Below are 21,756 nucleotides of genomic sequence, written 5' to 3' on the forward strand. Positions count from 1 at the left end.
TCACGCGTAGGGGCTGTCGGCGCCCGCGGCGGCGGGGCGGGGGGTACGGGCGGGGCAGCAGCCGACCGGGCACAGGTTGTGGCTCGCGCCGAGCGTGCCGAGGGCACAGGGCGTGACCTCCTGCCCGCGCTCGGCCCCCGCGCGCTCCAGGACCAGGTCGCGCACGGCCGCGGCGAACCGCGCGTCGGCGCCCACGGTGGCCGAGCGGCGCACCGGGAGCCCCAGTTCCGCGGCCTTGGCGGTGGCCTCCGTGTCGAGGTCGTACAGGACCTCCATGTGGTCGGAGACGAACCCGATGGGGGCCATGACCACGGCGGGGACACCGGCCGCGTGCCGCTCCTCCAGGTGGTCGCAGATGTCGGGCTCCAGCCACGGGATGTGCGGCGCGCCCGAGCGCGACTGGTACACGAGCTGCCAGGGGTGGTCGACGCCGGTGCGCTCGCGCACCGCGTCCGCGATCAGCTCCGCCACGTCCAGGTGCTGGCGCACGTACGCCCCGCCGTCGCCGTGCTCCTCGACGGGTCCGGAGGTGTCGGCGGCCGAGTCGGGGATGGAGTGGGTGCAGAACGCGATGTGCGCGCCGTCCCGCACCTCCTCGGGCAGCTCGGCGAGGGAGCGGACGACCCCGTCGACCATGGGCTCGACGAAGCCCGGGTGGTTGAAGTAGTGCCGGAGCTTGTCGATCGCCGGCAGCTCCAGGCCCTCCGCCTCCAGGGCGGCGAGCGCGTCCGCCAGGTTCTCGCGGTACTGGCGGCAGCCCGAGTACGAGGCGTAGGCGCTGGTGGCGAGGACGAGGATGCGCCGGCGGCCGTCGCGGACCATCTCGCGCAGCGTGTCGGTCAGGTACGGCGCCCAGTTGCGGTTGCCCCAGTAGACCGGCAGGTCCAGGCCGTGCTCGGCGAAGTCCTTGCGCAGGGCGTCCAGCAGGGCGCGGTTCTGGGCGTTGATGGGGCTGACCCCGCCGAAGAGGAAGTAGTGCTGTCCGACTTCCTTGAGGCGTTCCTTGGGGATGCCGCGTCCCCGGGTCACGTTCTCCAGGAACGGGACCACGTCGTCCGGGCCCTCCGGGCCGCCGAACGAGAGCAGGAGCAGGGCGTCGTAGGGGCTGGCATCGAGCACGTCTGGCATGTCTCGATCCTGCCACCCGGCACTGACAGCGGGGAAACGGTGGGGCACCGGCCGTGCGTTCCACCAGGTCCGAGGGGGTGTTTCCAGCCGCGGCGGCGAGTAAGCTGTATCGACTGCGGTCGCACCTTACCCGGTCGTCACCACGCCGCCGCTGAGCCGTTCCGGAGACCTCGTTGGCCAGTCCCTACCGTGCCCTGTTCGCCGCCCCCGGCACCAGGTCCTTCTCCGCCGCGGGCTTCCTCGGCCGGATGCCGCTGTCGATGATGGGCATCGGCGTGGTGACCATGATCTCCCAGCTCACGGGGCGGTACGGACTGGCCGGGGCCCTGTCGGCGACCGTCGCGCTCGCCGCCGCCGTGGCGGGACCGCAGGTCTCCCGGCTGGTGGACCGGTACGGGCAGCGCCGGGTGCTGCGCCCGGCGACCCTGGTGTCGCTGACCGCGGCGGCCGTGCTGCTGGTGGCCGCGCACTACGGATGGCCGGACTGGGTGCTGTTCGTGGCCTGCGTCGGCATCGGCTGCGTGCCGAGCCTCGGTGCGATGGTCCGGGCCCGCTGGGCGGCCCTGTACTGGGGCACGCCGCAGTTGCACACCGCGTACTCCTTCGAGTCCGTGGTGGACGAGATCTGCTTCATCTTCGGCCCGATCATCTCCATCGGCCTGTCCACGGCCTGGTTCCCGGAGGCCGGGCCGCTGCTCGCCGCCTGCTTCCTGGCGACGGGCGTGTTCTGGCTGACCTCGCAGCGCGCCACCGAGCCCGAACCGCACCCGCGCGAGCACAGGGGCGGCGGCACGGCGCTGCGCTCCCGGGGCCTGCAGGTCCTGGTCTGCACCTTCGCGGCCACAGGGACGATCTTCGGGGCCGTCGACGTGGTCACCGTGGCGTTCGCCGAGGAGGAGGGGCACAAGGCCGCCGCCAGCCTCGTCCTCGCCCTCTACGCGGCCGGGTCGTGCACGGCGGCGATGATATTCGGGCTGCTGCGCTTCGCCGGGCCGCCGGAACGCCGCTGGCTCCTGGGCGTGTGTGCGATGGCCGTGAGTATGATCCCCCTCCTACTGGTCGGGAACCTGCCGTTTCTGGCCGTGGCGCTGTTCGTTGCGGGTCTGTCCATCGCTCCCACGATGATCACGACGATGTCCCTCATCGAAGAGCACGTACCACGCACGCAGCTCACCGAGGGCATGACCTGGGTGAGCACCGGACTCGCGGTCGGGGTCGCGCTCGGCTCCTCCGCGGGCGGCTGGGTGATCGACGCCTCCGGGGCGCGTGCCGGGTACGGGGTTCCGGCGGTGGCCGGTGCCGTCGCGGTCGCGGTCGGTTTCCTCGGGTACCGCCGGCTCAAGCGGCCGGAACCGCGTCGGGGAGGGACCGTTGAGCAGCACACGCACGGCGAGCGGCAGGGCGAACGGACGGCCGGGCGGACGGCCGAGCGGCCGGAACGGCACGTGGCGTAACTGGGGCGGCAACATATCGGCGCGCCCCGCGCGGGAGGTCGCTCCCGCCTCGGTCGACGAACTGGCCGACGCGGTGCGCGGGGCGGCCGGGGACGGGCTGCGGGTCAAGGCTGTCGGCACCGGGCACTCGTTCACGTCGATAGCCGCGACGGACGGTCTGTTGATCCGCCCGTACCTGTTGACGGGCATCCGCGGCATCGACCGCGACGCCATGACGGTCACGGTCGAGGCCGGCACTCCGCTCAAGAGGCTCAACATGGCGCTCGCGCGGGAGGGCCTGTCGCTGACCAACATGGGCGACATCATGGAGCAGACCGTCTCCGGGGCCACCAGTACCGGCACCCACGGCACCGGACGCGACTCCGCCTCGATCTCCGCCCAGATCCGGGCGCTGGAGCTGGTCACGGCGGACGGCTCGGTGCTGAACTGCTCCGAGGACGAGCACCCCGAGGTGTTCGCGGCCGCGCGGATCGGTCTGGGGGCGCTGGGCGTGGTCACCGCGATCACCTTCGCGGTGGAGCCGGTCTTCCTGCTCACGGCCCGCGAGGAGCCGATGCCCCTCGACCGGGTTCTGTCCGACTTCGACGCACTGTGGTCGGAGAACGAGCACTTCGAGTTCTACTGGTTCCCCCACACCGGCAGCACCAACACCAAGCGCAACAACCGCAGCGCCGGTCCGGAGCAGCCGGTGGGCCGGTTCCAGGGCTGGCTGGACGACGAGTTCCTCTCCAACGGGGTCTTCCAGGCGGCCAACTGGGTCGGCCGCGCGGCGCCCGGCACCATCCCGGCGATCGCCCGGATCTCCAGCAGGGCGCTGTCCGCGCGGACGTACACGGACACTCCCTACAAGGTCTTCACATCCCCGCGCCGGGTGCGGTTCGTGGAGATGGAGTACGCCGTTCCGCGCGAGGCCGTCGTCGAGACGCTGCGCGAGCTGAGGGCGATGGTCGACCGCTCACGGCTGCGGATCAGCTTCCCGGTCGAGGTGCGCACCGCCCCGGCCGACGACATCACCCTGTCCACCGCCTCCGGCCGCGACAGCGCGTACATCGCGGTGCACATGTTCCGGGGCACGCCCTACCAGGCGTACTTCACCGCCGCCGAGCGCATCTTCACCGCACACGAGGGCCGGCCGCACTGGGGGAAGATCCACACCCGGGACGCCGAGTACTTCTCGCGGGTGTATCCGCGCTTCGGCGAGTTCACGGCGCTGCGGGACCGTCTTGACCCTGACCGTCTGTTCCAGAACGACTACTTGCGCCGGGTGCTGGGGCCGTAGCCGAGGCTCCCGGGTCGGGGGTGCCGGTGTCACCGGTGCCCTCGCCGCCCGTGGCGTCCGGGGTGGGCGCCGGGCTCGGGGCCGTGCTCCCGTCCTGCGTACCGCCGCCCCCGGCGCCGCCGTCCGGGCTCGCCGAGGGGGTGGGGGCGGGGGAGCCGTTCCCGGATCCGGGGTCCGTCGGACCGCCGGAGTTCCCCGGGTCCCGGCCGTCCTGCACGTCCTCGGAGCCGCCGGAGCCGCCCGAACCGCCGGACTCCCCCGAATCGCCCGAGTCGGACGCCGGCTTGTTGTGCCCGGTGAAGGCGCTCCCCACGGTGGTGCTGCGGCCGCCGCTCAGGTTCTGGCCGGAGGCGACCTCGTACACGGTGATCCCGGCCATGGTGATCCCGAAGACGAGGGCCGCCGCGACCACCGGACGCCGCCAGCCCTTGGCCCGCGCGCGGTAGACGGTCCCCGCGGTGAAGTCGCCCGAGGCCGAACCCGTCCCCGGACCGGAGGCCGAAGCAGACCCCGGAGCCGCAGCCGGCACCGCGGCGGGGACGGACGCGGTCCGCCCGCCGATCCGCACGGCCGCGACGGTGCGCTTCACCCGGATCTGCTCCCCGGTGCGCTTGAAGAAGTGCTGGAGCACCGAGCCCCCGCAGGTGGCGACGACGCTGATCAGACCGGCGCCGGCGATCGTGCCGTAGACGCCGAAGGAGGAGGCCAGCTTGGCGGCCACCACCGCGGCCAGGGCGCTGCCCGCGACCTGGGGCACGCTCAGGTCGATCCGCCTGGACTCACCCTTGGAACTCACGTCCGCCTCACCTGCGCCATCGGACCTTTCACGCATCCTCGGACCTTGCCTTCCTTTCCGGCACGGGAGCGATCAACTGCACGACAAAGGGACGCGCGACCGAAACCATTAGTTCCGTTTCTGGTGATTGCGTGAAGTACGCCACGTCCAAGATCACGGAAATCGCGCCGGGGACGGCCGGGTGCCCCCTCTTGCGAGAAGTCGGGCGGCGTGCCAATCCACGCACGTGGCCCGAATGGAGTACTGTTGCGAGCCCTGGAGCCGGTCTCCCGACAGGGTGTCCGGCACCTCGAAGGACCGCCGGGAGGGGGCTAGTTGCACAGGGTGACGGAGTTGGTCACTTAGCGTTGCGAACAGGTAACCGTGCCATAACGGCGATCCAGGGCCCGTGCCCGACACGCCGGGCAACTCGGCAAGGTTGTGGCAGGCTGCACCCGGGCAGGCCACACTCGACAGAGCGGAAGCAGCGACGCACGTGACGTCGGCAGGCACCACCCGGGAGGTCCCCATGCCCGAACTGCGTGTCGTGGCCGTCTCGAATGACGGCACACGGCTGGTGCTGAAGGCTGCGGACAGCACGGAGTACACGCTTCCGATCGACGAGCGGCTCCGGGCCGCCGTTCGCGGCGACCGTCCCCGCCTCGGCCAGATCGAGATCGAGGTGGAGAGCCATCTCCGCCCCCGCGACATCCAGGCGCGGATACGAGCCGGCGCGACCGCGGAAGAGGTCGCGCAGATGGCCGGTATCCCCGTCGACCGGGTACGGCGCTTCGAGGGCCCCGTGCTCGCCGAGCGCGCCTTCATGGCGGAGCGGGCCCGCAAGACGCCCGTCCGCCGCCCCGGCGAGAACTCCGGACCGCCCCTCGGTGAGGCCGTCCAGGAGCGGCTGCTGCTGCGCGGCGCCGACAAGGACACCGTCCAGTGGGACTCCTGGCGCCGCGACGACGGCACCTGGGAGGTCCTGCTGGTCTACCTGGTCGCGGGCGAACCGCACTCGGCGAGCTGGACGTACGACCCGCCCCGGCGGCTCGTCCAGGCCGTCGACGCGGAGGCACGCGCGCTGATCGGCGAGTCCGACGACCTCGCCGCGCCCGAGCCCAGCTTCCCGTTCGTGCCGCGCATCGCCCGGCTGCCGCGCGACCGGCCGCTGGACCGCACCCTCGACCGGGAGCAGCGCGAGCGTCCGAGCCTGCCCCCGCCGCCGTCCGAGCCGGACGCGGACACCGCGGCCACCGCCTCGGGCGAACGCGACCGCGACTCGCTCACCAGCCTGTTGGAGGCCGTACCGAGCTTCCGCGGCGACCTGGTGGTGCCCGAGCGCGCTCCGGAACCGGTGGAGGAGCCCGTCGAGGAACCCGAGGTGGAGGAGCCCCCCGCGCCCGCGGCGTCGGCCGGTTCCGCCTACGCGGACGTGCTCATGCCGCGCTCGGTGGCCAGCCACCGCGACCGTCTCACCGGTTCCACCGACCGCCAGGCAGAGGCCGACGGCGTCCGGCCGGGCCGCCGCGCGGCGGTGCCGAGCTGGGACGAGATCGTGTTCGGCACACGGCGCAAGAAGCAGGAGTAGCCGGCTTCGCCCGAGGCACGCCGAAGGGGCCGCACCCGTGCGGGTGCGGCCCCTTCGGCGTGCCCTACTGCGGCTTGGGCCCCACCGCGACGGGCCGGTCCGGGTCCGACGACCACTCCGACCACGAACCCACGTACAGCGCCGCCGGAATGCCCGCCACCGCCAGCGCGAGCACTTCGTGGGCGCCCGACACGCCCGAACCGCAGTACACGCCGACCGCACCGTCCTCCGTGGCACCCAAGGACGTGAAACGCGCCCGGAGTTCCCCGGCGGGCAGGAAGCGCCCGTCGGCTGCCACGTTGGCGGTCGTGGGCGCTGACACGGCGCCGGGGATGTGGCCGCCGACCCGGTCGATCGGCTCGACCTCGCCCCGGTAGCGCTCCCCCGCGCGGGCGTCGAACAGGACCCCCGACCGCGCCAGCGCGGCTGCCTGGTCCGCGTCCAGCAGTCCGGTCGCGCCCGGCACCGGCGCGAAGTCGCCCTCCGCGGGCGCCGGGACGTCCGTCGACAGGGGTGCCTCCCAGGCCGTCAACCCGCCGTCCAGGACCCGCACGTTCGGGTGGCCCGTCCAGCGCAGCAGCCACCAGGCGCGGGCCGCCGCCCACCCCTGTCCGCCGTCGTAGACGACGACCGGCCGTTCCTGCGACACGCCCGCGCGGCGCATCGCCGCGCCGAACTCCGCCACGTCGGGCAGCGGGTGCCGGCCGTTCGCGCCGGGCGCGGAGGCGAGTTCGCTGTCCAGGTCGACGTAGACGGCGCCGGGCAGGTGCCCGGCCTCGTACTCGGCCCGCCCGTCGAACGACGGGGCGCCGGCCGTCTTCGCCGTGCTCAACTGCCAGCGGACGTCGAGGAGGACGGGCGGGTGCGCGCCGGCCAGTTCGCCGGCCAGTTCGGATGCGGAGATGATGGCGTTCATGGCCCCATCCTGGCGTACCGAGTGGCCGAGGCGTCGATGTCGGGCTACTCTGCCCGCCGGACAGTACCGATCACGAGGCGTACGGGTTCGGCCACATGCTGTACTGACCGGGCAGGCGGGCCGCCCCACGAGCGCGACCCCGTCCGAAGCGCCGCACCGGATCCGGTACCGGCTCCGGGCGCGAGCCACGCAGGCCCGTCGGAGCGGAAGCGGACGCACGGCCCGCACGGGGCCGAGAAGAGGGTGACGATGACCGACGCACGGGGCTCGGACGGCCCGACCGGCGAAACGAACGCCCGGCGCGCGCCCGGCACGCCCTGCTGGGTGAGCCTGATGGTGCACGGACCGGCCGCCACCCACGACTTCTACGGTGCCCTGTTCGGCTGGGAGTTCCGGCCGGGCCCCCAGCAACTGGGCCCGTACGCACGGGCCCTGCTCGACGGGCGCGAGGTGGCCGGCATCGGTCAGCTCCCCCCGGACCGGCAACTGCCCACCGCCTGGACGCCCTACTTCGCCTCCGACGACGTCAACCGGACCGCCGGAACGGTGCGCCTGTGCGGCGGCACGGTAGGCGTCGGCCCGCTGGACGCGGGCGAGGCGGGCCGCATGGCGCTCGGTTCCGACCCCGCGGGTGCCGTCTTCGGCATCTGGCAGGCCGCCGCGCACCTGGGCACGGCCGTCGCCGGGGTCCCCGGCACACCGGCGTGGAACGAGTTGCTGACGTACGAGACGACGGACGTCGTCAAGTTCTACGAGTCGGTGTTCGGCCTCGAGCCGGTCCCGGAGACCTCCACCGGCCGCGACTACGTCACTCTGCGTCGCGACGGCCGCCCCGTCGCCGGCGTCCACGGCGTCGGCGACGCCCTGCCGAACGACCGGGGCCCGCACTGGATGACGTACTTCGAAGTGGCCGACACGGACGAGTCGGTGGCACTGCTCACCGGGCTGGGCGGACACGTCCTCGCACCGGCCCGGGACACCCCCCGCGGCCGGACGGCGACGGTGGCCGATCCGGAGGGGGCACGGTTCGCCCTCCTGGGACGCTCCGGCTAGCGGCCTTCAGCCCGGGGACACGGGCAGCACGTCCGGCGACAGGGCCGCCGCACGAGCCGTCGCGGCGGTCGTACGGCGTCGGTGGTGGCGGCGGCACAGGACCTCGTAGCCGATCTCGTCGGGAGACTGGGCCACGTCGCCCACGACCACCTGCGCGCCCTCGACCACCATGACGCCGCCCACGGTGCGGGCGTTGTGCGTGGCACGGGCGCCGCACCAGCACAGGGCCTCGACCTGGAGCACCTCGACCCGGTCGGCGAGTTCGACCAGGCGCTGGGAGCCGGGGAAGAGCTTGGAGCGGAAGTCGGTGGTGATGCCGAAGGCGTACACGTCGACGTCGAGGTCGTCGACCACGCGGGCGAGCTGGTCGATCTGGTCCGGCGCGAGGAACTGCGCCTCGTCCGCGATGACGTAGTCCACGCGGCCGCCCTGCGAGAGGTGGTCGACGACGTGGGCGTACAGGTCCTGGCCGTCGCCGACCTCGACCGCGTCGGTGACGAGGCCGAGGCGGGAGGAGAGCTTGCCCTCGCCCGCGCGGTCGTCGCGGGTGAAGATCATGCCGGCCAGTCCGCGTGCCGAGCGGTTGTGCTCGATCTGGAGAGCCAGTGTCGACTTCCCGCAGTCCATCGTTCCGGAGAAGAACACCAGCTCGGGCATGAGGGGTTGGACACCTTTCGGCAAGAGAGAGGGGGCGGGCGGGGTCAGGAGCGTACTTCGAGCAGCGGGACGAGCTGCTCGGCGGGGGTCATCGAACCGTGGTTGCCGACCATCGCCGACTCCTTGGGCTCGCGTTCGGAGGCGATGAGCAGGACGTCGTCGCGGGCGGCGGCGACCACGTCGCCGATGCGGGCGTACACCCGGTCGTCGATGCGGGGGCCGAACCAGCCGGCCGCGATCGCCTCGTCCCGCGAGGCCACCCAGAACTGCTCGCCGAGCACCTCGCGCCAGCAGGTCAGCACGTCGTTCTGCGCGCCGGGGACGGCGTAGACGTGGCGGGCGCGGCCCTCGCCGCCGAGGAGGGCGACGCCGGCCTTCAGCTCCCAGTCCTCGTCGAAGTCGATGCGGTGGTCCTCGTCGAAGGGCACGTCGACCATGCCGTGGTCGGCGGTGACGTACAGGGCGCTGCGCGGCGGCAGTTGCTCGGCGAGGCGCTGGGCGAGCCGGTCGACGTGGCCGAGCTGGCCGCGCCAGGTGTCGGAGTCGACGCCGAAGCGGTGACCGGCCCCGTCGACCTCGGAGTAGTACGTGTAGACGAGGGCGCGGTCGGCGCGGGCCAGTTGCTCGGCGGCGCAGTCCATCCGGTCCTCGCCGGACAGGCGCCCGTGGAACTCGCCGCCGCTCAGGGCGACCTTGGTCAGTGGGGTGTTGGCGAAGGTCGGCGAGGAGACCTGGGCGGCGTGGACGCCCGCCTCGTGGGCGAGGCCGAAGACGGTGGGGTACGGCTGCCAGGGCCCCGGCGCCGTCCAGGGCTGCCAGCGCAACTGGTTCATCAGCGCGCCGGTGGCGGGGTCGCGCACCGTGTAGCCCGGCAGGCCGTGGGCGCCCGGCGGGAGTCCGGTGCCGACGGAGGCGAGGGAGGTCGCGGTGGTCGCGGGGTACCCGGCGGTGATCGGGCGTCCGGTGCCGCCGCGCGAGCTGTCCAGGAGGGAGGCGAGGAAGGGGGCGTCGTCCGGGTGGGCGCGCAGTTGCTCCCAGCCGAGGCCGTCGATCAGGAAGACGCAGGCGCGGTCGGCGGGCGTCAGCTCGGCGATCCCCGCGGTCATGCCGGGGACGCCCAGCCCGGCGGCCAGGGTGGGCAGGAGATCGGCGAGGGAGCCCGTGCCGTACTGGGGGACGGGCGCGGAGTCGACCGGGAGCGGCTCCGGGTGGGTGTCCCAGGCGGTGTGCTGCACCATCAGCGGGCGGAGTCCGCGGTCGCCTCGGAGAGGGCCTGGGCGAAGGCGAGCGCCTGACGCACCGTCTCGGGCCCGTCGCCCGCCTCGCTGACGCGCAGGCTGAGGTCGTCGGCGGTCGAGCTGCCCGTGTAGCCGTGGTCGGCCTCGCAGTTGGGGTCGCCGCAGGCGGCGGGCTCCAGGTCGAGGCGGGAGACGGCGCCCCAGCCGATGGTCAGCACGATCTCGCGGGGCAGCGTGCCCGGCTTGTACTGCTCCGGGTTGGCGACGACGCGGCTGACGACGATGGACGAGATCCGGCCGAGCTTGACGGACTCCGTGGAGGTCGTGGCGTACGGCGTCGGGGAGGTGTCGTCGGCGGCCTGCTCGTCGGTGTGGCTGACGATGAACCGGTTGCCGGTGAGGACCAGCACGGTCACGTGCCGCCGCACCTCGTTCTGGTCGAACGTCGTCTCCTGGTGGACCAGGTACGACCGCACGGGCTCGCCGCCCACGGCGGCCTCCACCGCCTCGGCCACGAGGGCCGGGTAGTAGCCGCTGCGCTCGATCGCCGCTCGCAGCCCCTGGGTCGTCGTACTGGTCTTGGCCATGCGGTCCATCCTACGGGGACCCGCTGACTGCGAGGGACGCTCCTGCGCCACCCGTCCCGGGCCGCACGCGGGCGGCATCCGGGGCGAGGCACCGGCGGCGCCCCGGGAGCGCCGCGGCTCAGTAGGCGGGCAGCGTCCGCGGCCCCAGGTCGTCGCGGGCGGGAGGGGGCGCGAGGCGGACGGAGGCGCCGAGGACGCTCAGGCCGTGCGGGGCGACCACGACCGGTTCCAGGGTGACCGCGACGACCTCCGGGTGGTCGTCGACCAGCCGTGAGACCCGCAGCAGCAGCTCCTCCAGCGCGGCGGAGTCGACGGGCGCCGAGCCGCGCCAGCCGAAGAGCAGGGGTGCCGTGCGGATCGAGCGGACGAGCGCGGTGGCGTCCCGGTCGGTGACCGGGATCAGCCGGTGCGCCATGTCGCCGAGCAGTTGCGTGGCGGCACCGGCGAGGCCGAAGGAGAGCACCGCGCCGGCCGCCGGGTCGATGACCGCGCGCACGACGGTGTCCACGCCGCGCGGGGCCATGCCCTGCACCACCGGGCGCAGCTCCGCGGGCTGCCCGAACAGCTCGGTCAGCTCGGCGTAGGCCCGTCGCAACTGCTCCTCGTCCGCGAGGTCGAGGCGTACGCCGCCCAGGTCGGCGCGGTGGCGCAGGTGGGGGGCGGTGGCCTTGAGGGCGACGGGGTAGCCGAGGGTCCGCGCGGCGGCCGCGGCGTCTTCGGGGGTGGGGGCGGGCAGGGCGCGGTGGACGTGGAGGCCGTACGTGGCGAGCAGCTCGCAGGTCTCCCGGGTGCCGAGCGTGAGCCCCTGCCCGCGCGCGAGGTGGCCCGCTATCTGCTCGGCGGCGCCCTTCTCGTCGATGTCCTCGTACTCGGGCACCTTGCCGGGGTCGGCGGCCTCGCGCCGCCACCGGGCGTAGGCGACGGCCTCGCCGAGGGCGCGGGCGGCGCGTTCGGCGGCGGGGTAGGCGGGGATCAGATGGGTCCCGGCCGGGGCCCTGACGACGGGCGGCTGCTCGGCCGGGGCGGCGGACCCGGCGTCCTCGGCACGGTCCGGGGCGGCCTGCGGTGCCGTGCTCGCCGCCGCGGACAGGGCCTCCGCGAGGCCGCCGAGCTCCACGTGGACCACGAGGACCGGCTTGGTGGGGACCGCGGCCGCCGCCGAGCGCAGCGCCTCGGCCAGCGCGGCGTCCCCGGCCGCTCCCTCCCCCACCGTGGGGATGGCGGTCACCACGACGGCGTCGCAGGTGTCGTCGGCCAGGGCCCGGGACAGGGCCGCGTGGAAGTCGTCGGCCGAGGCGGCGGTCGTCAGGTCCAGCGGGGGCTGCGGGCGCAGTCCCTCGGACAGGCACGCGTCGTAGGTGAGCAGTCCCAGGGACTCGGAGTTGCCCAGGACGGCGACCCTCGGACCGGCGGGCAGCGGCTGGCGGGCGAGCAGCAGCCCGGCGTCGACCAGCTCCGTGATCGTGTCGACCCGGATCACGCCGGCCTGGCGCAGCAGCGCGGAGACCGTCGCGTGCGGCAGCCGTGTCGCCCGTACGGCGTGCCCCTGGGGTGCCACGCCGCCGTGCCGGGCGCCCTGCACCACGACCAGCGGCTTGGCGGCCGCGGTGCGCCGCGCCAGGCGGGTGAACTTGCGCGGGTTGCCGATGGACTCCAGGTACATGAGGGCGACGTCGGTGTCCGGGTCGTCGTACCAGTACTGGAGGACGTCGTTGCCCGAGACGTCGGCGCGGTTGCCGGAGGAGACGAAGGTGGAGACGCCGGTGTGGCCGGTGACGCCGCCGCCGCGCCGGTGCAGGCGGGACAGCAGGGCGATGCCGATGGCGCCGGACTGCGCGAACAGGCCGATCCGGCCGGGGCGCGGCATCTCGGGGGCGAGGGAGGCGTTGAGGCGCACGTCGGGCGAGGTGTTGATGATCCCGAAGGCGTTGGGCCCGATGATCCGCATGCCGTACGAGCGCGCCTGGCGCACGAGGGCGCGCTGGCGTTCGCGTCCCTCGGGGCCGCTGTCGGCGTAGCCGGCGGAGATCACCACGAGTCCCTGCACGCCGTGCTCGCCGCACTCGGCGACGACGTCGGGGACGTGCGCGGCGGGCACGGTGACGACGGCGAGGTCCACGGAGCCGTCGATGTCGCGCACGGAGCGGCACGCCGGTACCCCGTCCAGTTCTTTCTGGTCCTCGGGGAAGGCCCTGTTCACGGCGTACAGGCGGCCGGTGTAGCCGGCGTCCCGGACGTTGCCGAGGATGCTGCGGCCGACGCCGCCCGGCGCGCGGCCGGTGCCGACGACCGCGACCGAGCCGGGCTGCAGCAGCCGCTGGACGGAACGGGCCTCCGCGCGGTGCTCGCGGGCGTACTGCACGGCGAGCGAGCGGTCGGTGGGTTCGAGGCCGAATTCCAGGCGGACCACGCCGTCCTCGAAGCTCCGCTTCTGGGTGTACCCGGCATCCATGAAGACTTTGATCATCTTGGTGTTGGCGGGCAGCACCTCGGCGGCGAAGCGGCGGATGCCGCGCTCGCGGGCGACGGCGGCGATGTGCTCCAGGAGTGCGGAGGCGACGCCGCGCCCCTGGTGGGCGTCCTGGACGAGGAAGGCGACCTCGGCCTCGTCGGCCGGGGCGGCGGCGGGTGTTCCGCCGGGGCCGATCCGGTCGTAGCGTACGGTGGCGATGAACTCGCCGCCGATGGTGGCCGCGAGTCCCACCCGGTCCACAAAGTCGTGGTGCGTGAAGCGGTGGACGTCCTTGGCGGACAGGCGAGGGTACGGCGCGAAGAAGCGGTAGTACTTCGACTCGTCGGAGACCTGCTCGTAGAAGCTGACCAGGCGCTCGGCGTCATCAACGGTGATGGGGCGGATGCGCGCGGTGCCGCCGTCGCGCAGCACCACGTCGGCTTCCCAGTGGGCGGGGTACTCGTGCCGGTCCGACGAGGTCTGCATGGGGCCCAGACTACGGCTCGCGTACGACAACGGCGCGGGGCAGTCTGTGGACAACGGAAGACCGGACCGAGGCCGCGGTCCGGGCATCGCACGGGACGGCGTACGCGGTCGTCCCGGGCCCGCTTCACAATGTGGGAAACTGGTCTAGACAAGACTGGTCTAGACAACCTGACCGCTCTGAACACCTGAAGGGCAGCATCACATGGCTGAGCGCCGCGTCAACGTCGGCTGGGCCGAGGGTCTCCACGCCCGCCCCGCCTCCATCTTCGTCCGAGCCGCCACGGCCACAGGCGTCCCGGTGACGATCGCCAAGGCCGACGGGTCCCCCGTCAACGCGGCCTCCATGCTGGCCGTCCTCGGTCTCGGCGCCCAGGGCGGCGAGGAGATCGTCCTCGCCTCCGACGCCGAGGGTGCCGAGGCCGCCCTGGACCGGCTGGCGAAGCTGGTCGCCGAGGGGCTCGAGGAGCTTCCCGAGACCGTCTGAGCGTGACGGACAGCAGCACGAAAGGCCCGCCGGAACCACCGGACGGGCCTTTCTTCTTTTCCCTTCCGACCGAAAGAAAAGCAGCCCGGAACAGCCCTGAATTCCCCGGCCCTTTTCTACGGCACTCGTGTTACTTCGGGAGACCCGCCGTGTTTACGCGGTGTTGCGCATTCCTCACGCGCTCCGTCCGCCCGCCACCGGAGGCGAATCGCAGCCGGTACGCCGACGCCGACCGTTCGGTGTGCAGCGTCATGAGCGCCCGCGCCCGTTCACTGTCGCCCCGGGCCACCGCGTCGACGATCGCGCCGTACTCCGCCCAGTACTTCACCGGCCCGGCCGGGACGTCCTGGACGTACATCCAGGCGATCTTGTGGCGCAGCTGGGTCAGCAGCGCCGCCAGGGAAGGGCTGCCGGCCGACCGGGCGAGGGTCTCGTGGAACCAGCCGCCCAGCGGTCGCAGGTCCTCGCCGGTGCCGTGCCTGGCCCGTTCCTGCCCCAGCCGGACCAGGCCGCGCAGCACCCTGAGGTGGGCCTCGGTGCGCCGCCGGGCGGCCCGCGAGGCGGCGAGCGGCTCCAGGAGCGCTCGGGTCTCCAGCAGGTCGGCGGCCTCCTGCTCGGTGGGCTCCGCGACGCAGGCGCCCGCGTGCCGCCGGGTCACCACGAAGCCCTCCGCCTCCAGCGTGCGCAGGGCCTCACGCACGGGGACGCGCGAGACGCCGTAACGGCGGGCGAGGATCTCCTCGGTGAGCCGGCTGCCGCGACCGTGGACGCCGGCGACTATGTCGTCCCGGATCGCCGTGCACACAGAATGCGCCGGAATACGCATGACCGACCTCCGTCTGGATCCCTGAAACGTCGACGATGGACGCATGTCCAGTGACTCTAGGCCAATCAAGCGAATAGGAATGCGAAAAGCCCCGACTCCAGGAGCCGGGGCTTTTCGAATGCGGCCGTCAGACGCTCACGCCGTGGGAGCGGAGATAGGCGACGGGGTCCATGTCCGAGCCGTACTCGGGGCTGGTACGGGCCTCGAAGTGCAGGTGGGGTCCGGTGACGTTGCCGGTGGCGCCGGAGAGGCCGATCTGCTGGCCCGGCTCGACCGACTGGCCGACCGAGACGCCGATGGAGGACAGGTGCCCGTACTGCGTGTACGTACCGTCGTGCATCCTGATCACGACCTGGTTGCCGTACGACCCGCCCCAGCCGGCCTCCACCACGGTGCCGACGCCGACCGCGTGCACGGACGTGCCGCTGGAGGCGTGGAAGTCGATGCCGGTGTGGCTGCCCGAGGACCACAGGGAGCTGCCGGCCTGGTACGCGGTGGAGACGTAGGAGGCGGTGATCGGCGCGACGAAGGTGTTCAGGCGTTTGCGTTCCGCCTCCCGCGCGGCGCGCTCCTTGGCCTCGCGCGCCTCCTTGGCCGCCTCGGCCGCCCGCTCGCGGGCCGCTTCCCTGGCCGCCTCACGGGCGGCGGCGTCCACGGCCGCCTGCTTCTGGGCGACGGCCTGGGCATCGACCTCGTCGGCTATGGAGTCGCCGATGGTGACGACCGGAGTGAGTCCGCTCTGCTCCACCTCGGGCTCGGCGGCGAGCGCCGGAGCGGCGAGGGTGCCGACGACGCCGGTGGTGGCGAGGGCCGCGACTCCCGCGGCGCGGGCGGTGGTGCGGTGCGCCCGGCTGGGGCGGCGGTGCTTCCCGGTGGCGCGCGTGAACGCCATGTAGAGGCTTGTCCTTTCCTTCCCTCTCGCCTACCGGGTTAGCTGACGGGTTCGGAGGTGGAAGGTCTCCTACGGACCCCCTCGCTGCGCGCGGGCGTCCGATTCACCCCAGGGACTGCGGTGGGTCCCCGGCTCCCCTGGCTCGCGCCGTACGGGGACTCGGCGATGACTGTCCGGTGCCGCGGGTGCGGCGCACTGCCTGACGAACAGCCCGGACGACGCTAAACGCGGCTGCGTTCAATCCTCAAACGCAACAGGCTTTTTGTAGCGCACGCCACAGGGCAGACGGGCAACCACTCCCCCAATCCGGACAAACGGCGGCCCTGGTGACACTCCGGTCACAGGGCCGCCGCGCGCGCGTGCCCGCTACTCGGCCGCCACCACGGTGACTTCACCGATGCCGAGGGCCTCGACGGGCTCCTTGATCTGCGCCGCGTCGCCCACGAGGACCGTCACGAGGCGGTCCACCGGGAAGGCGTTCACGACCGCCGCCGTGGCCTCCACGGTGCCCGTGGCGGCCAGTTGGCGGTAGAGCGTGGCCTGGAAGTCGTCGGGCAGGTGCTGCTCGACCTGGTCGGCGAGCGTGTCCGCCACGGCTGCCGCCGTCTCGTACTTGAGCGGAGCCACGCCCACCAGGTTCTGCACGGCCACGTCGCGCTCGGCGTCGGTGAGCCCCTCCGCGGCGAGCTTGCGCAGCACGGTCCACAGGTCCTCCAGGGCGGGACCGGTGTTGGGGGTGTCTACGGAGCCGCTGATGGCGAGCATCGCGGCGCCCGTGCCGTCCGGCGCGGACCGCAGGACCTGGCCGAACGCCCGGACGCCGTAGGTGTAGCCCTTCTCCTCGCGCAGGACGCGGTCCAGGCGCGAGGTGAGGGTGCCGCCGAGGCAGTAGGTGCCGAGGACCTGCGCGGGCCAGACGCGGTCGTGCCGGTCGGCGCCGGTGCGGCCGATCAGCAACTGCGTCTGGACGGCGCCGGGACGGTCGACGATGACGACCCGGCCCCGGTCGTCGGCGGTCACCGGGGGCACGGGGCGCGGCTCGGCGGCCGCACCGGTCCAGGCGCCCAGGGTCTCGCCGAGCAGCACGTCCAGCTCGACGCCGGTGAGGTCGCCGACGACCACGGCGGTGGCCGTGGCGGGGCGGACGTGCCGCTCGTAGAAGGCGCGTACGGCGGCCGAGTCGACCGCCGCGACCGTCTCCTCGGTGCCCTGGCGCGGGCGGGACATGCGCGAGTCGGCCGGGAACAGCTCCTTGTAGAGCTCCTTCGCGGCACGGCGGGAGGGATTGGCCAGCTCGTGCGGGATCTCGTCGAGCCGGTTGCGTACCAGCCGTTCGACCTCGCCGTCGGCGAAGGCGGGCGCCCTGAGGGCGTCGGCGAGCAGGCCGAGGCCCTTGGCGAGGCGCGAGGCGGGCACCTCCAGGCTCAGCCGGACGCCGGGGTGGTCGGCGTGCGCGTCGAGGGTGGCACCGCAGCGCTCCAGCTCGGCGGCGAACTCCTCGGCGGAGTGCTTGTCGGTGCCCTCGGAGAAGGCGCGCGCCATGATGGTGGCGACGCCGTCGAGTCCGGCCGGCTCGGCGTCCAGCGGTGCGTCCAGGAGCACCTCGACGGCGACGACCTGCTGGCCGGGGCGGTGGCACCGCAGCACGGTGAGGCCGTTGCCCAGGCTGCCGCGCTCGGGGGCGGGGAACGCCCAGGGCTTGGGCTCGCCGGCCTGCGGCTGTGCGTGGAAGTCCATGGTGGCGAGCTCGGTCACTTGGCCGCCTCCTCGTTCTCGTCGGTGGCGTCGGTCACCGGAACGGTGACGCTGGTCTCGTCGGCCTCGGTCTCGCCGGCCGGGGCGGTGGGCTCGTAGACGAGCACCGCGCGGTTGTCGGGGCGCAGGCGGGCCTTGGCGACCTCCTGGACCTCCTCCGCGGTCACCTCCAGCACCCGCTGCACGGCGGTCAGGGCGAGCTGCGGGTCGCCGAACAGGACGGCGTACCGGCACAGTTCGTCGGCGCGGCCGGCGACGGTGCCCAGGCGGTCCAGCCACTCGCGCTCCAACTGGGCCTGGGCGCGCTCCATCTCCTCGGCCGTGGGCCCCTCTTCGGCGAACCGGGCCAGCTCCTCGTCGACGGCGGCCTCGATGACCGGCACCTCGACGTCACCGGAGGTCTTCACGTCCAGCCACCCCAGGGAGGGCGCCCCGGCGAGCCGCAGCAGCCCGAACCCGGCCGCCACGGCCGTGCGGTCGCGGCGTACGAGCCGGTTGTAGAGGCGGGACGACTCGCCGCCGCCCAGCACGGTGAGGGCCAGGTCGGCCGCGTCGCACGCGCGCGTGCCGTCCTCCGGCAGGCGGTAGGCCGCCATCAGGGCGCGGGCCGGGACCTCCTCCTCGACGACCTCGCGGACCTGCTCGCCCATGACGTCGGGCAGCGAGCCGTCCCGGGGAGGCTGCTTGCCGTCGTGCGAGGGGATGGAGCCGAAGTACTTCTCGATCCAGGCGAGCGTCTGCTCGGGGTCGATGTCGCCGACGACCGACAGCACCGCGTTGTTCGGCGCGTAGTAGGTGCGGAAGAACGCGCGCGCGTCCTCCAGGGTGGCCGCGTCCAGGTCGGCCATCGAGCCGATCGGCGTGTGGTGGTAGGGGTGGCCCTCCGGGTAGGCGAGGGCGGTCAGCTTCTCGAAGGCCGTGCCGTAGGGGACGTTGTCGTAGCGCTGGCGGCGTTCGTTCTTGACGACGTCCCGCTGGTTCTCCATGGACTCCTCGTCCAGGGCGGCCAGCAGGGAGCCCATGCGGTCGGCCTCCAGCCAGAGCGCGAGCTCCAACTGGTGGGCGGGCATGGTCTCGAAGTAGTTGGTCCGCTCGAAACTGGTGGTGCCGTTGAGCGAGCCGCCGGCGCCCTGCACCAGCTCGAAGTGGCCGTTGCCCTTGACCTGGGCGGAGCCCTGGAACATCAGGTGCTCGAAAAGGTGAGCCAGACCGGTGCGCCCCTTGACCTCGTGGCGCGAGCCGACGTCGTACCAGAGGCACACCGCCGCGACCGGGGTCAGGTGGTCCTCGGAGAGCACCACGCGCAGGCCGTTGGCCAGGCGGTGCTCGGTCGCTGTCAGGCCGCCGGAGCCTGCCTGGGCTGTGGCCGTGTGACCCATGGGCATGTACGTCCCTTCGATCGCGGAATCCTTGGCGGAGCCACCGGGTGGGGCACCCGGTGGACCACGTGGTGAATCATTGGGCGGAACTGCGGAATTCCACCGATCCTGCCACTGTATGCAAGCGTGCGGGCCGCCGGTGGAGTTCCCGGCCCGCGTACGCCGAGAGCGAGCAGGCGGCCGCCGGGCCGCCGGGGACGGCGGCCCGGCACGAGGGCGTACCCTGCGGGCAGCGCCGGGCCGGGCAGCCCGTGACGGGTCCTGGTCGGTCGCTGTCAGTGCCGCAGTCCACAATGGACCGCGTCAGATCACCGTTCACGCTTCAGCAAGGAGCCGGCAGCGATGGCCCGCCGTAGTACGAAGACCCCGCCGCCCGACGACTCGTACGAGGAGAAGATCCTCGACATCGACGTCGTCGACGAGATGCAGGGCTCCTTCCTCGAGTACGCGTACTCGGTCATCTACTCCCGTGCGCTGCCGGACGCCCGCGACGGCCTCAAGCCGGTGCACCGCCGCATCGTCTACCAGATGAACGAGATGGGCCTGCGGCCCGAGCGCGGCTACGTGAAGTGCGCCCGGGTCGTCGGCGAGGTGATGGGCAAGCTGCACCCGCACGGCGACGCGTCGATCTACGACGCGCTGGTGCGCATGGCCCAGCCGTTCTCGATGCGCGTGCCCCTGGTGGACGGCCACGGGAACTTCGGCTCGCTGGGCAACGACGACCCGCCGGCCGCCATGCGGTACACCGAGAGCCGGATGGCGGAGGCCGCCGGCCTGATGACGGAGTCCATCGACGAGGACACCGTCGACTTCGCCCCCAACTACGACGGCCAGGAGCAGGAGCCGGTGGCGCTGCCCGCCGCCTTCCCGAACCTGCTGGTCAACGGCGCCTCCGGCATCGCGGTCGGCATGGCCACCAACATGCCGCCGCACAACCTGCGCGAGGTGATCGCGGCGGCCCGGCACCTGATCCGGTATCCCAACGCCGACCTGGACGCGCTGATGAAGCACGTGCCGGGCCCCGACCTGCCCACGGGCGGCCGGATCGTCGGCCTGACCGGCATCCGGGACGCGTACGCCACGGGCCGCGGCACGTTCAAGATCCGCGCGACGGTCTCCGTGGAGACCGTGACGGCCCGCCGCAAGGGTCTCGTCGTCACCGAGCTGCCCTTCGCGGTCGGCCCCGAGAAGGTCATCTCGAAGATCAAGGACCTGGTCGGCTCGAAGAAGCTCCAGGGCATCGCGGACGTCAAGGACCTCACCGACCGCGAGCACGGTCTGCGCCTGGTCATCGAGATCAAGAACGGCTTCGTGCCCGAGGCGGTCCTGGAGCAGCTCTACAAGCTGACGGCCATGGAGGAGTCCTTCGGCATCAACAACGTCGCCCTGGTGGACGGCCAGCCGCTCACCCTGGGCCTCAAGGAGCTGCTGGAGGTCTACCTCGACCACCGCTTCACCGTCGTCAGACGCCGCAGCGAGTTCCGCCGCGCCAAGAAGCGCGACCGGCTCCACCTGGTGGAGGGCCTGCTCACCGCCCTGGTCGACATCGACGAGGTCATCCGCCTCATCCGCTCCAGCGAGAACTCCGCGCAGGCCAAGCAGCGCCTGATGGAGCGCTTCTCGCTGAGCGACGTCCAGACGCAGTACATCCTGGACACGCCGCTGCGCCGGCTCACCAAGTACGACCGCATCGAGCTGGAGTCCGAGAAGGAGCGGCTGAACGCGGAGATCGAGGAGCTGACCCGGATCCTCGACTCGGACGCCGAGCTGCGCAAGCTGGTCTCGGCCGAACTGGCGGCGGTGGCGAAGAAGTTCGGCACCGACCGCCGTACGACGCTGCTGGAGTCGGGCGGCGCCCCGGTCGCCGCCGTGCCGCTCCAGGTGGCGGACGACCCGTGCCGGGTGCTGCTGTCGTCGACGGGCCTGCTGGCCCGCACCGCGAACGCCGAGCCGCTCGTGACGCAGGCGGGTGCCAAGCGGGTCAAGCACGACCTGATCGTCTCGGCGGTGCCGTCCACGGCGCGCGGAGAGGTGGGCGTGGTGACGTCCGCCGGCCGGCTGCTGCGGGTGAACGTCGTGGACCTGCCCCAGCTCCCGGAGTCCATGCCGGCGCCCAACCTCGCGGGTGGCGCACCGCTGGCCGAGTTCGTGTCCCTGGAGGACGACGAGGACGTCGTCTGCCTGACCACGCTGGACGAGTCCTCTCCGGGGCTGGCGCTCGGCACGGAACAGGGCGTCGTCAAGCGCGTGGTGCCCGACTACCCGTCCAACAAGGACGAGTTGGAGGTCATCAGCCTCAAGGACGGCGACCGTGTCGTCGGCGGGGCCGAGCTGCGCACCGGCGACGAGGACCTCGTCTTCATCACGGACGACGCGCAGCTCCTGCGCTACCAGGCCTCGCAGGTCCGCCCGCAGGGCCGTCCAGCGGGCGGTGTGGCGGGCATCAAGCTCGCCGACGGCGCGAAGGTCATCTCGTTCACGGCGGTGGACCCGGCGGCGGACGCGGTGGTCTTCACGGTGGCCGGATCGCGCGGCACCCTGGACGACTCCGTGCAGACCACGGCCAAGCTGACGCCGTTCGACCAGTATCCGCGCAAGGGCCGTGCCACGGGCGGTGTGCGCTGCCAGCGGTTCCTGAAGGGCGAGGACTGCCTGGCCCTCGCCTGGGCGGGTGCCACCCCGGCACTCGCCGCGCAGAAGAACGGCACGCCCGCCCAGCTCCCGGACATCGACCCGCGCCGCGACGGCTCGGGTGTGTCGCTGCCGAAGACGGTGTCGGTGGTGGCCGGACCGGCCTAGAGCGGCCC

At 73.0% G+C, this 21,756-nt stretch carries 17 protein-coding genes and 1 riboswitch; of the genes, 6 read left to right on the plus strand and 11 right to left on the minus strand.

Annotated features, from left to right (window positions below):
- On the minus strand, positions 1 to 1,128 hold the full coding sequence (locus IG88_RS0109985; protein ID WP_031037662.1) for a ferrochelatase: 1,128 nt from the start codon (positions 1,126 to 1,128) through the stop codon (positions 1 to 3).
- A 173-nt stretch (positions 1,129 to 1,301) separates the two neighbouring features.
- Here IG88_RS0109985 and IG88_RS0109990 point away from each other — a divergent pair, with 173 nt between their 5' ends.
- Together IG88_RS0109990 and IG88_RS0109995 are read left to right on the plus strand one after the other, a co-directional pair.
- Positions 1,302 to 2,582 carry an MFS transporter gene (locus IG88_RS0109990; RefSeq protein ID WP_031037665.1) on the plus strand — a complete coding sequence of 427 codons (1,281 nt, stop codon included), beginning with the start codon at positions 1,302 to 1,304 and terminating at the stop codon, positions 2,580 to 2,582.
- Positions 2,500 to 3,861, plus strand: coding sequence for a D-arabinono-1,4-lactone oxidase (locus IG88_RS0109995; protein WP_031037668.1), 1,362 nt, complete (start codon positions 2,500 to 2,502; stop codon positions 3,859 to 3,861). The genes IG88_RS0109990 and IG88_RS0109995 overlap by 83 nt, the downstream gene beginning before the upstream one ends.
- Here the strand turns inward: IG88_RS0109995 and IG88_RS0110000 are convergent.
- Entirely contained in the window at positions 3,785 to 4,693 is a 909-nt protein-coding gene (locus IG88_RS0110000; RefSeq protein WP_031037670.1) for a hypothetical protein, read from the minus strand. The two genes, IG88_RS0109995 and IG88_RS0110000, sit on opposite strands and share 77 nt — an antisense overlap.
- Before the next feature lie 472 nt (positions 4,694 to 5,165).
- On the opposite strand from IG88_RS0110000, the gene sepH reads away from it, so the two are divergent.
- Positions 5,166 to 6,224, plus strand: a complete 1,059-nt coding sequence (gene sepH / locus IG88_RS0110005) for a septation protein SepH (protein WP_031037672.1) — start codon at positions 5,166 to 5,168, stop codon at positions 6,222 to 6,224.
- A 64-nt stretch (positions 6,225 to 6,288) separates the two neighbouring features.
- Here the strand turns inward: sepH and IG88_RS0110010 are convergent, their stop codons facing one another.
- Positions 6,289 to 7,140: a sulfurtransferase gene (locus IG88_RS0110010; protein WP_031037674.1), complete on the minus strand. Its 852-nt coding sequence runs from the start codon at positions 7,138 to 7,140 to the stop codon at positions 6,289 to 6,291.
- A 249-nt stretch (positions 7,141 to 7,389) separates the two neighbouring features.
- Here IG88_RS0110010 and IG88_RS0110015 point away from each other — a divergent pair, with 249 nt between their 5' ends.
- The gene (locus IG88_RS0110015; RefSeq protein ID WP_031037679.1) at positions 7,390 to 8,193 is read left to right on the plus strand and encodes a VOC family protein; all 804 of its coding nucleotides are present in this window, start codon (positions 7,390 to 7,392) and stop codon (positions 8,191 to 8,193) included.
- A gap of 6 nt (positions 8,194 to 8,199) precedes the next feature.
- Here IG88_RS0110015 and IG88_RS0110020 read toward each other — a convergent pair whose 3' ends face one another.
- From IG88_RS0110020 to IG88_RS0110035, 4 genes are all read right to left on the minus strand, one after another.
- Positions 8,200 to 8,850 (minus strand): thymidine kinase, encoded by a 651-nt coding sequence (locus IG88_RS0110020; RefSeq protein WP_031037682.1) that lies wholly within the window; start codon positions 8,848 to 8,850, stop codon positions 8,200 to 8,202.
- 44 nt (positions 8,851 to 8,894) lie between these two features.
- The gene (locus IG88_RS0110025) at positions 8,895 to 10,088 is read right to left on the minus strand and encodes an alkaline phosphatase family protein (RefSeq protein WP_031037685.1); all 1,194 of its coding nucleotides are present in this window, start codon (positions 10,086 to 10,088) and stop codon (positions 8,895 to 8,897) included.
- Positions 10,088 to 10,684, minus strand: a complete 597-nt coding sequence (locus IG88_RS0110030) for a DUF5998 family protein (protein ID WP_030402578.1) — start codon at positions 10,682 to 10,684, stop codon at positions 10,088 to 10,090. Before IG88_RS0110030 ends, IG88_RS0110025 begins: the two co-directional genes overlap by 1 nt.
- Positions 10,685 to 10,793: 109 nt before the next feature.
- Positions 10,794 to 13,613, minus strand: coding sequence for a bifunctional GNAT family N-acetyltransferase/acetate--CoA ligase family protein (locus IG88_RS0110035; RefSeq protein ID WP_031037688.1), 2,820 nt, complete (start codon positions 13,611 to 13,613; stop codon positions 10,794 to 10,796).
- 202 nt (positions 13,614 to 13,815) lie between these two features.
- Here IG88_RS0110035 and IG88_RS0110040 point away from each other — a divergent pair, with 202 nt between their 5' ends.
- A complete protein-coding gene (locus tag IG88_RS0110040; RefSeq protein ID WP_007445064.1) occupies positions 13,816 to 14,097 on the plus strand; it encodes an HPr family phosphocarrier protein in 282 nt (93 codons plus the stop codon).
- Between the two features lie 130 nt (positions 14,098 to 14,227).
- Here IG88_RS0110040 and IG88_RS0110045 read toward each other — a convergent pair whose 3' ends face one another.
- From IG88_RS0110045 to IG88_RS0110060, 4 genes are all read right to left on the minus strand, one after another.
- A complete protein-coding gene (locus IG88_RS0110045; protein ID WP_031037695.1) occupies positions 14,228 to 14,923 on the minus strand; it encodes a GntR family transcriptional regulator in 696 nt (231 codons plus the stop codon).
- Positions 14,924 to 15,050: 127 nt separating this feature from the next.
- Positions 15,051 to 15,815, minus strand: a complete 765-nt coding sequence (locus tag IG88_RS0110050) for a M23 family metallopeptidase (protein ID WP_031037698.1) — start codon at positions 15,813 to 15,815, stop codon at positions 15,051 to 15,053.
- Between the two features lie 12 nt (positions 15,816 to 15,827).
- Positions 15,828 to 15,990, minus strand: a riboswitch (cyclic di-AMP (ydaO/yuaA leader).
- 191 nt (positions 15,991 to 16,181) lie between these two features.
- Positions 16,182 to 17,570 (minus strand): M16 family metallopeptidase, encoded by a 1,389-nt coding sequence (locus tag IG88_RS0110055; RefSeq protein ID WP_031037701.1) that lies wholly within the window; start codon positions 17,568 to 17,570, stop codon positions 16,182 to 16,184.
- On the minus strand, positions 17,567 to 18,955 hold the full coding sequence (locus IG88_RS0110060) for a M16 family metallopeptidase (RefSeq protein WP_037835688.1): 1,389 nt from the start codon (positions 18,953 to 18,955) through the stop codon (positions 17,567 to 17,569). Before IG88_RS0110060 ends, IG88_RS0110055 begins: the two co-directional genes overlap by 4 nt.
- A gap of 336 nt (positions 18,956 to 19,291) precedes the next feature.
- On the opposite strand from IG88_RS0110060, the gene IG88_RS0110065 reads away from it, so the two are divergent.
- Positions 19,292 to 21,748 (plus strand): DNA gyrase/topoisomerase IV subunit A, encoded by a 2,457-nt coding sequence (locus IG88_RS0110065; RefSeq protein WP_031037707.1) that lies wholly within the window; start codon positions 19,292 to 19,294, stop codon positions 21,746 to 21,748.
- Positions 21,749 to 21,756 lie beyond the last annotated feature (8 nt).

It is taken from the genome of Streptomyces sp. NRRL F-5650 (assembly GCF_000721365.1).
Classification (GTDB): Bacteria; Actinomycetota; Actinomycetes; order Streptomycetales; family Streptomycetaceae; genus Streptomyces; species Streptomyces ardesiacus.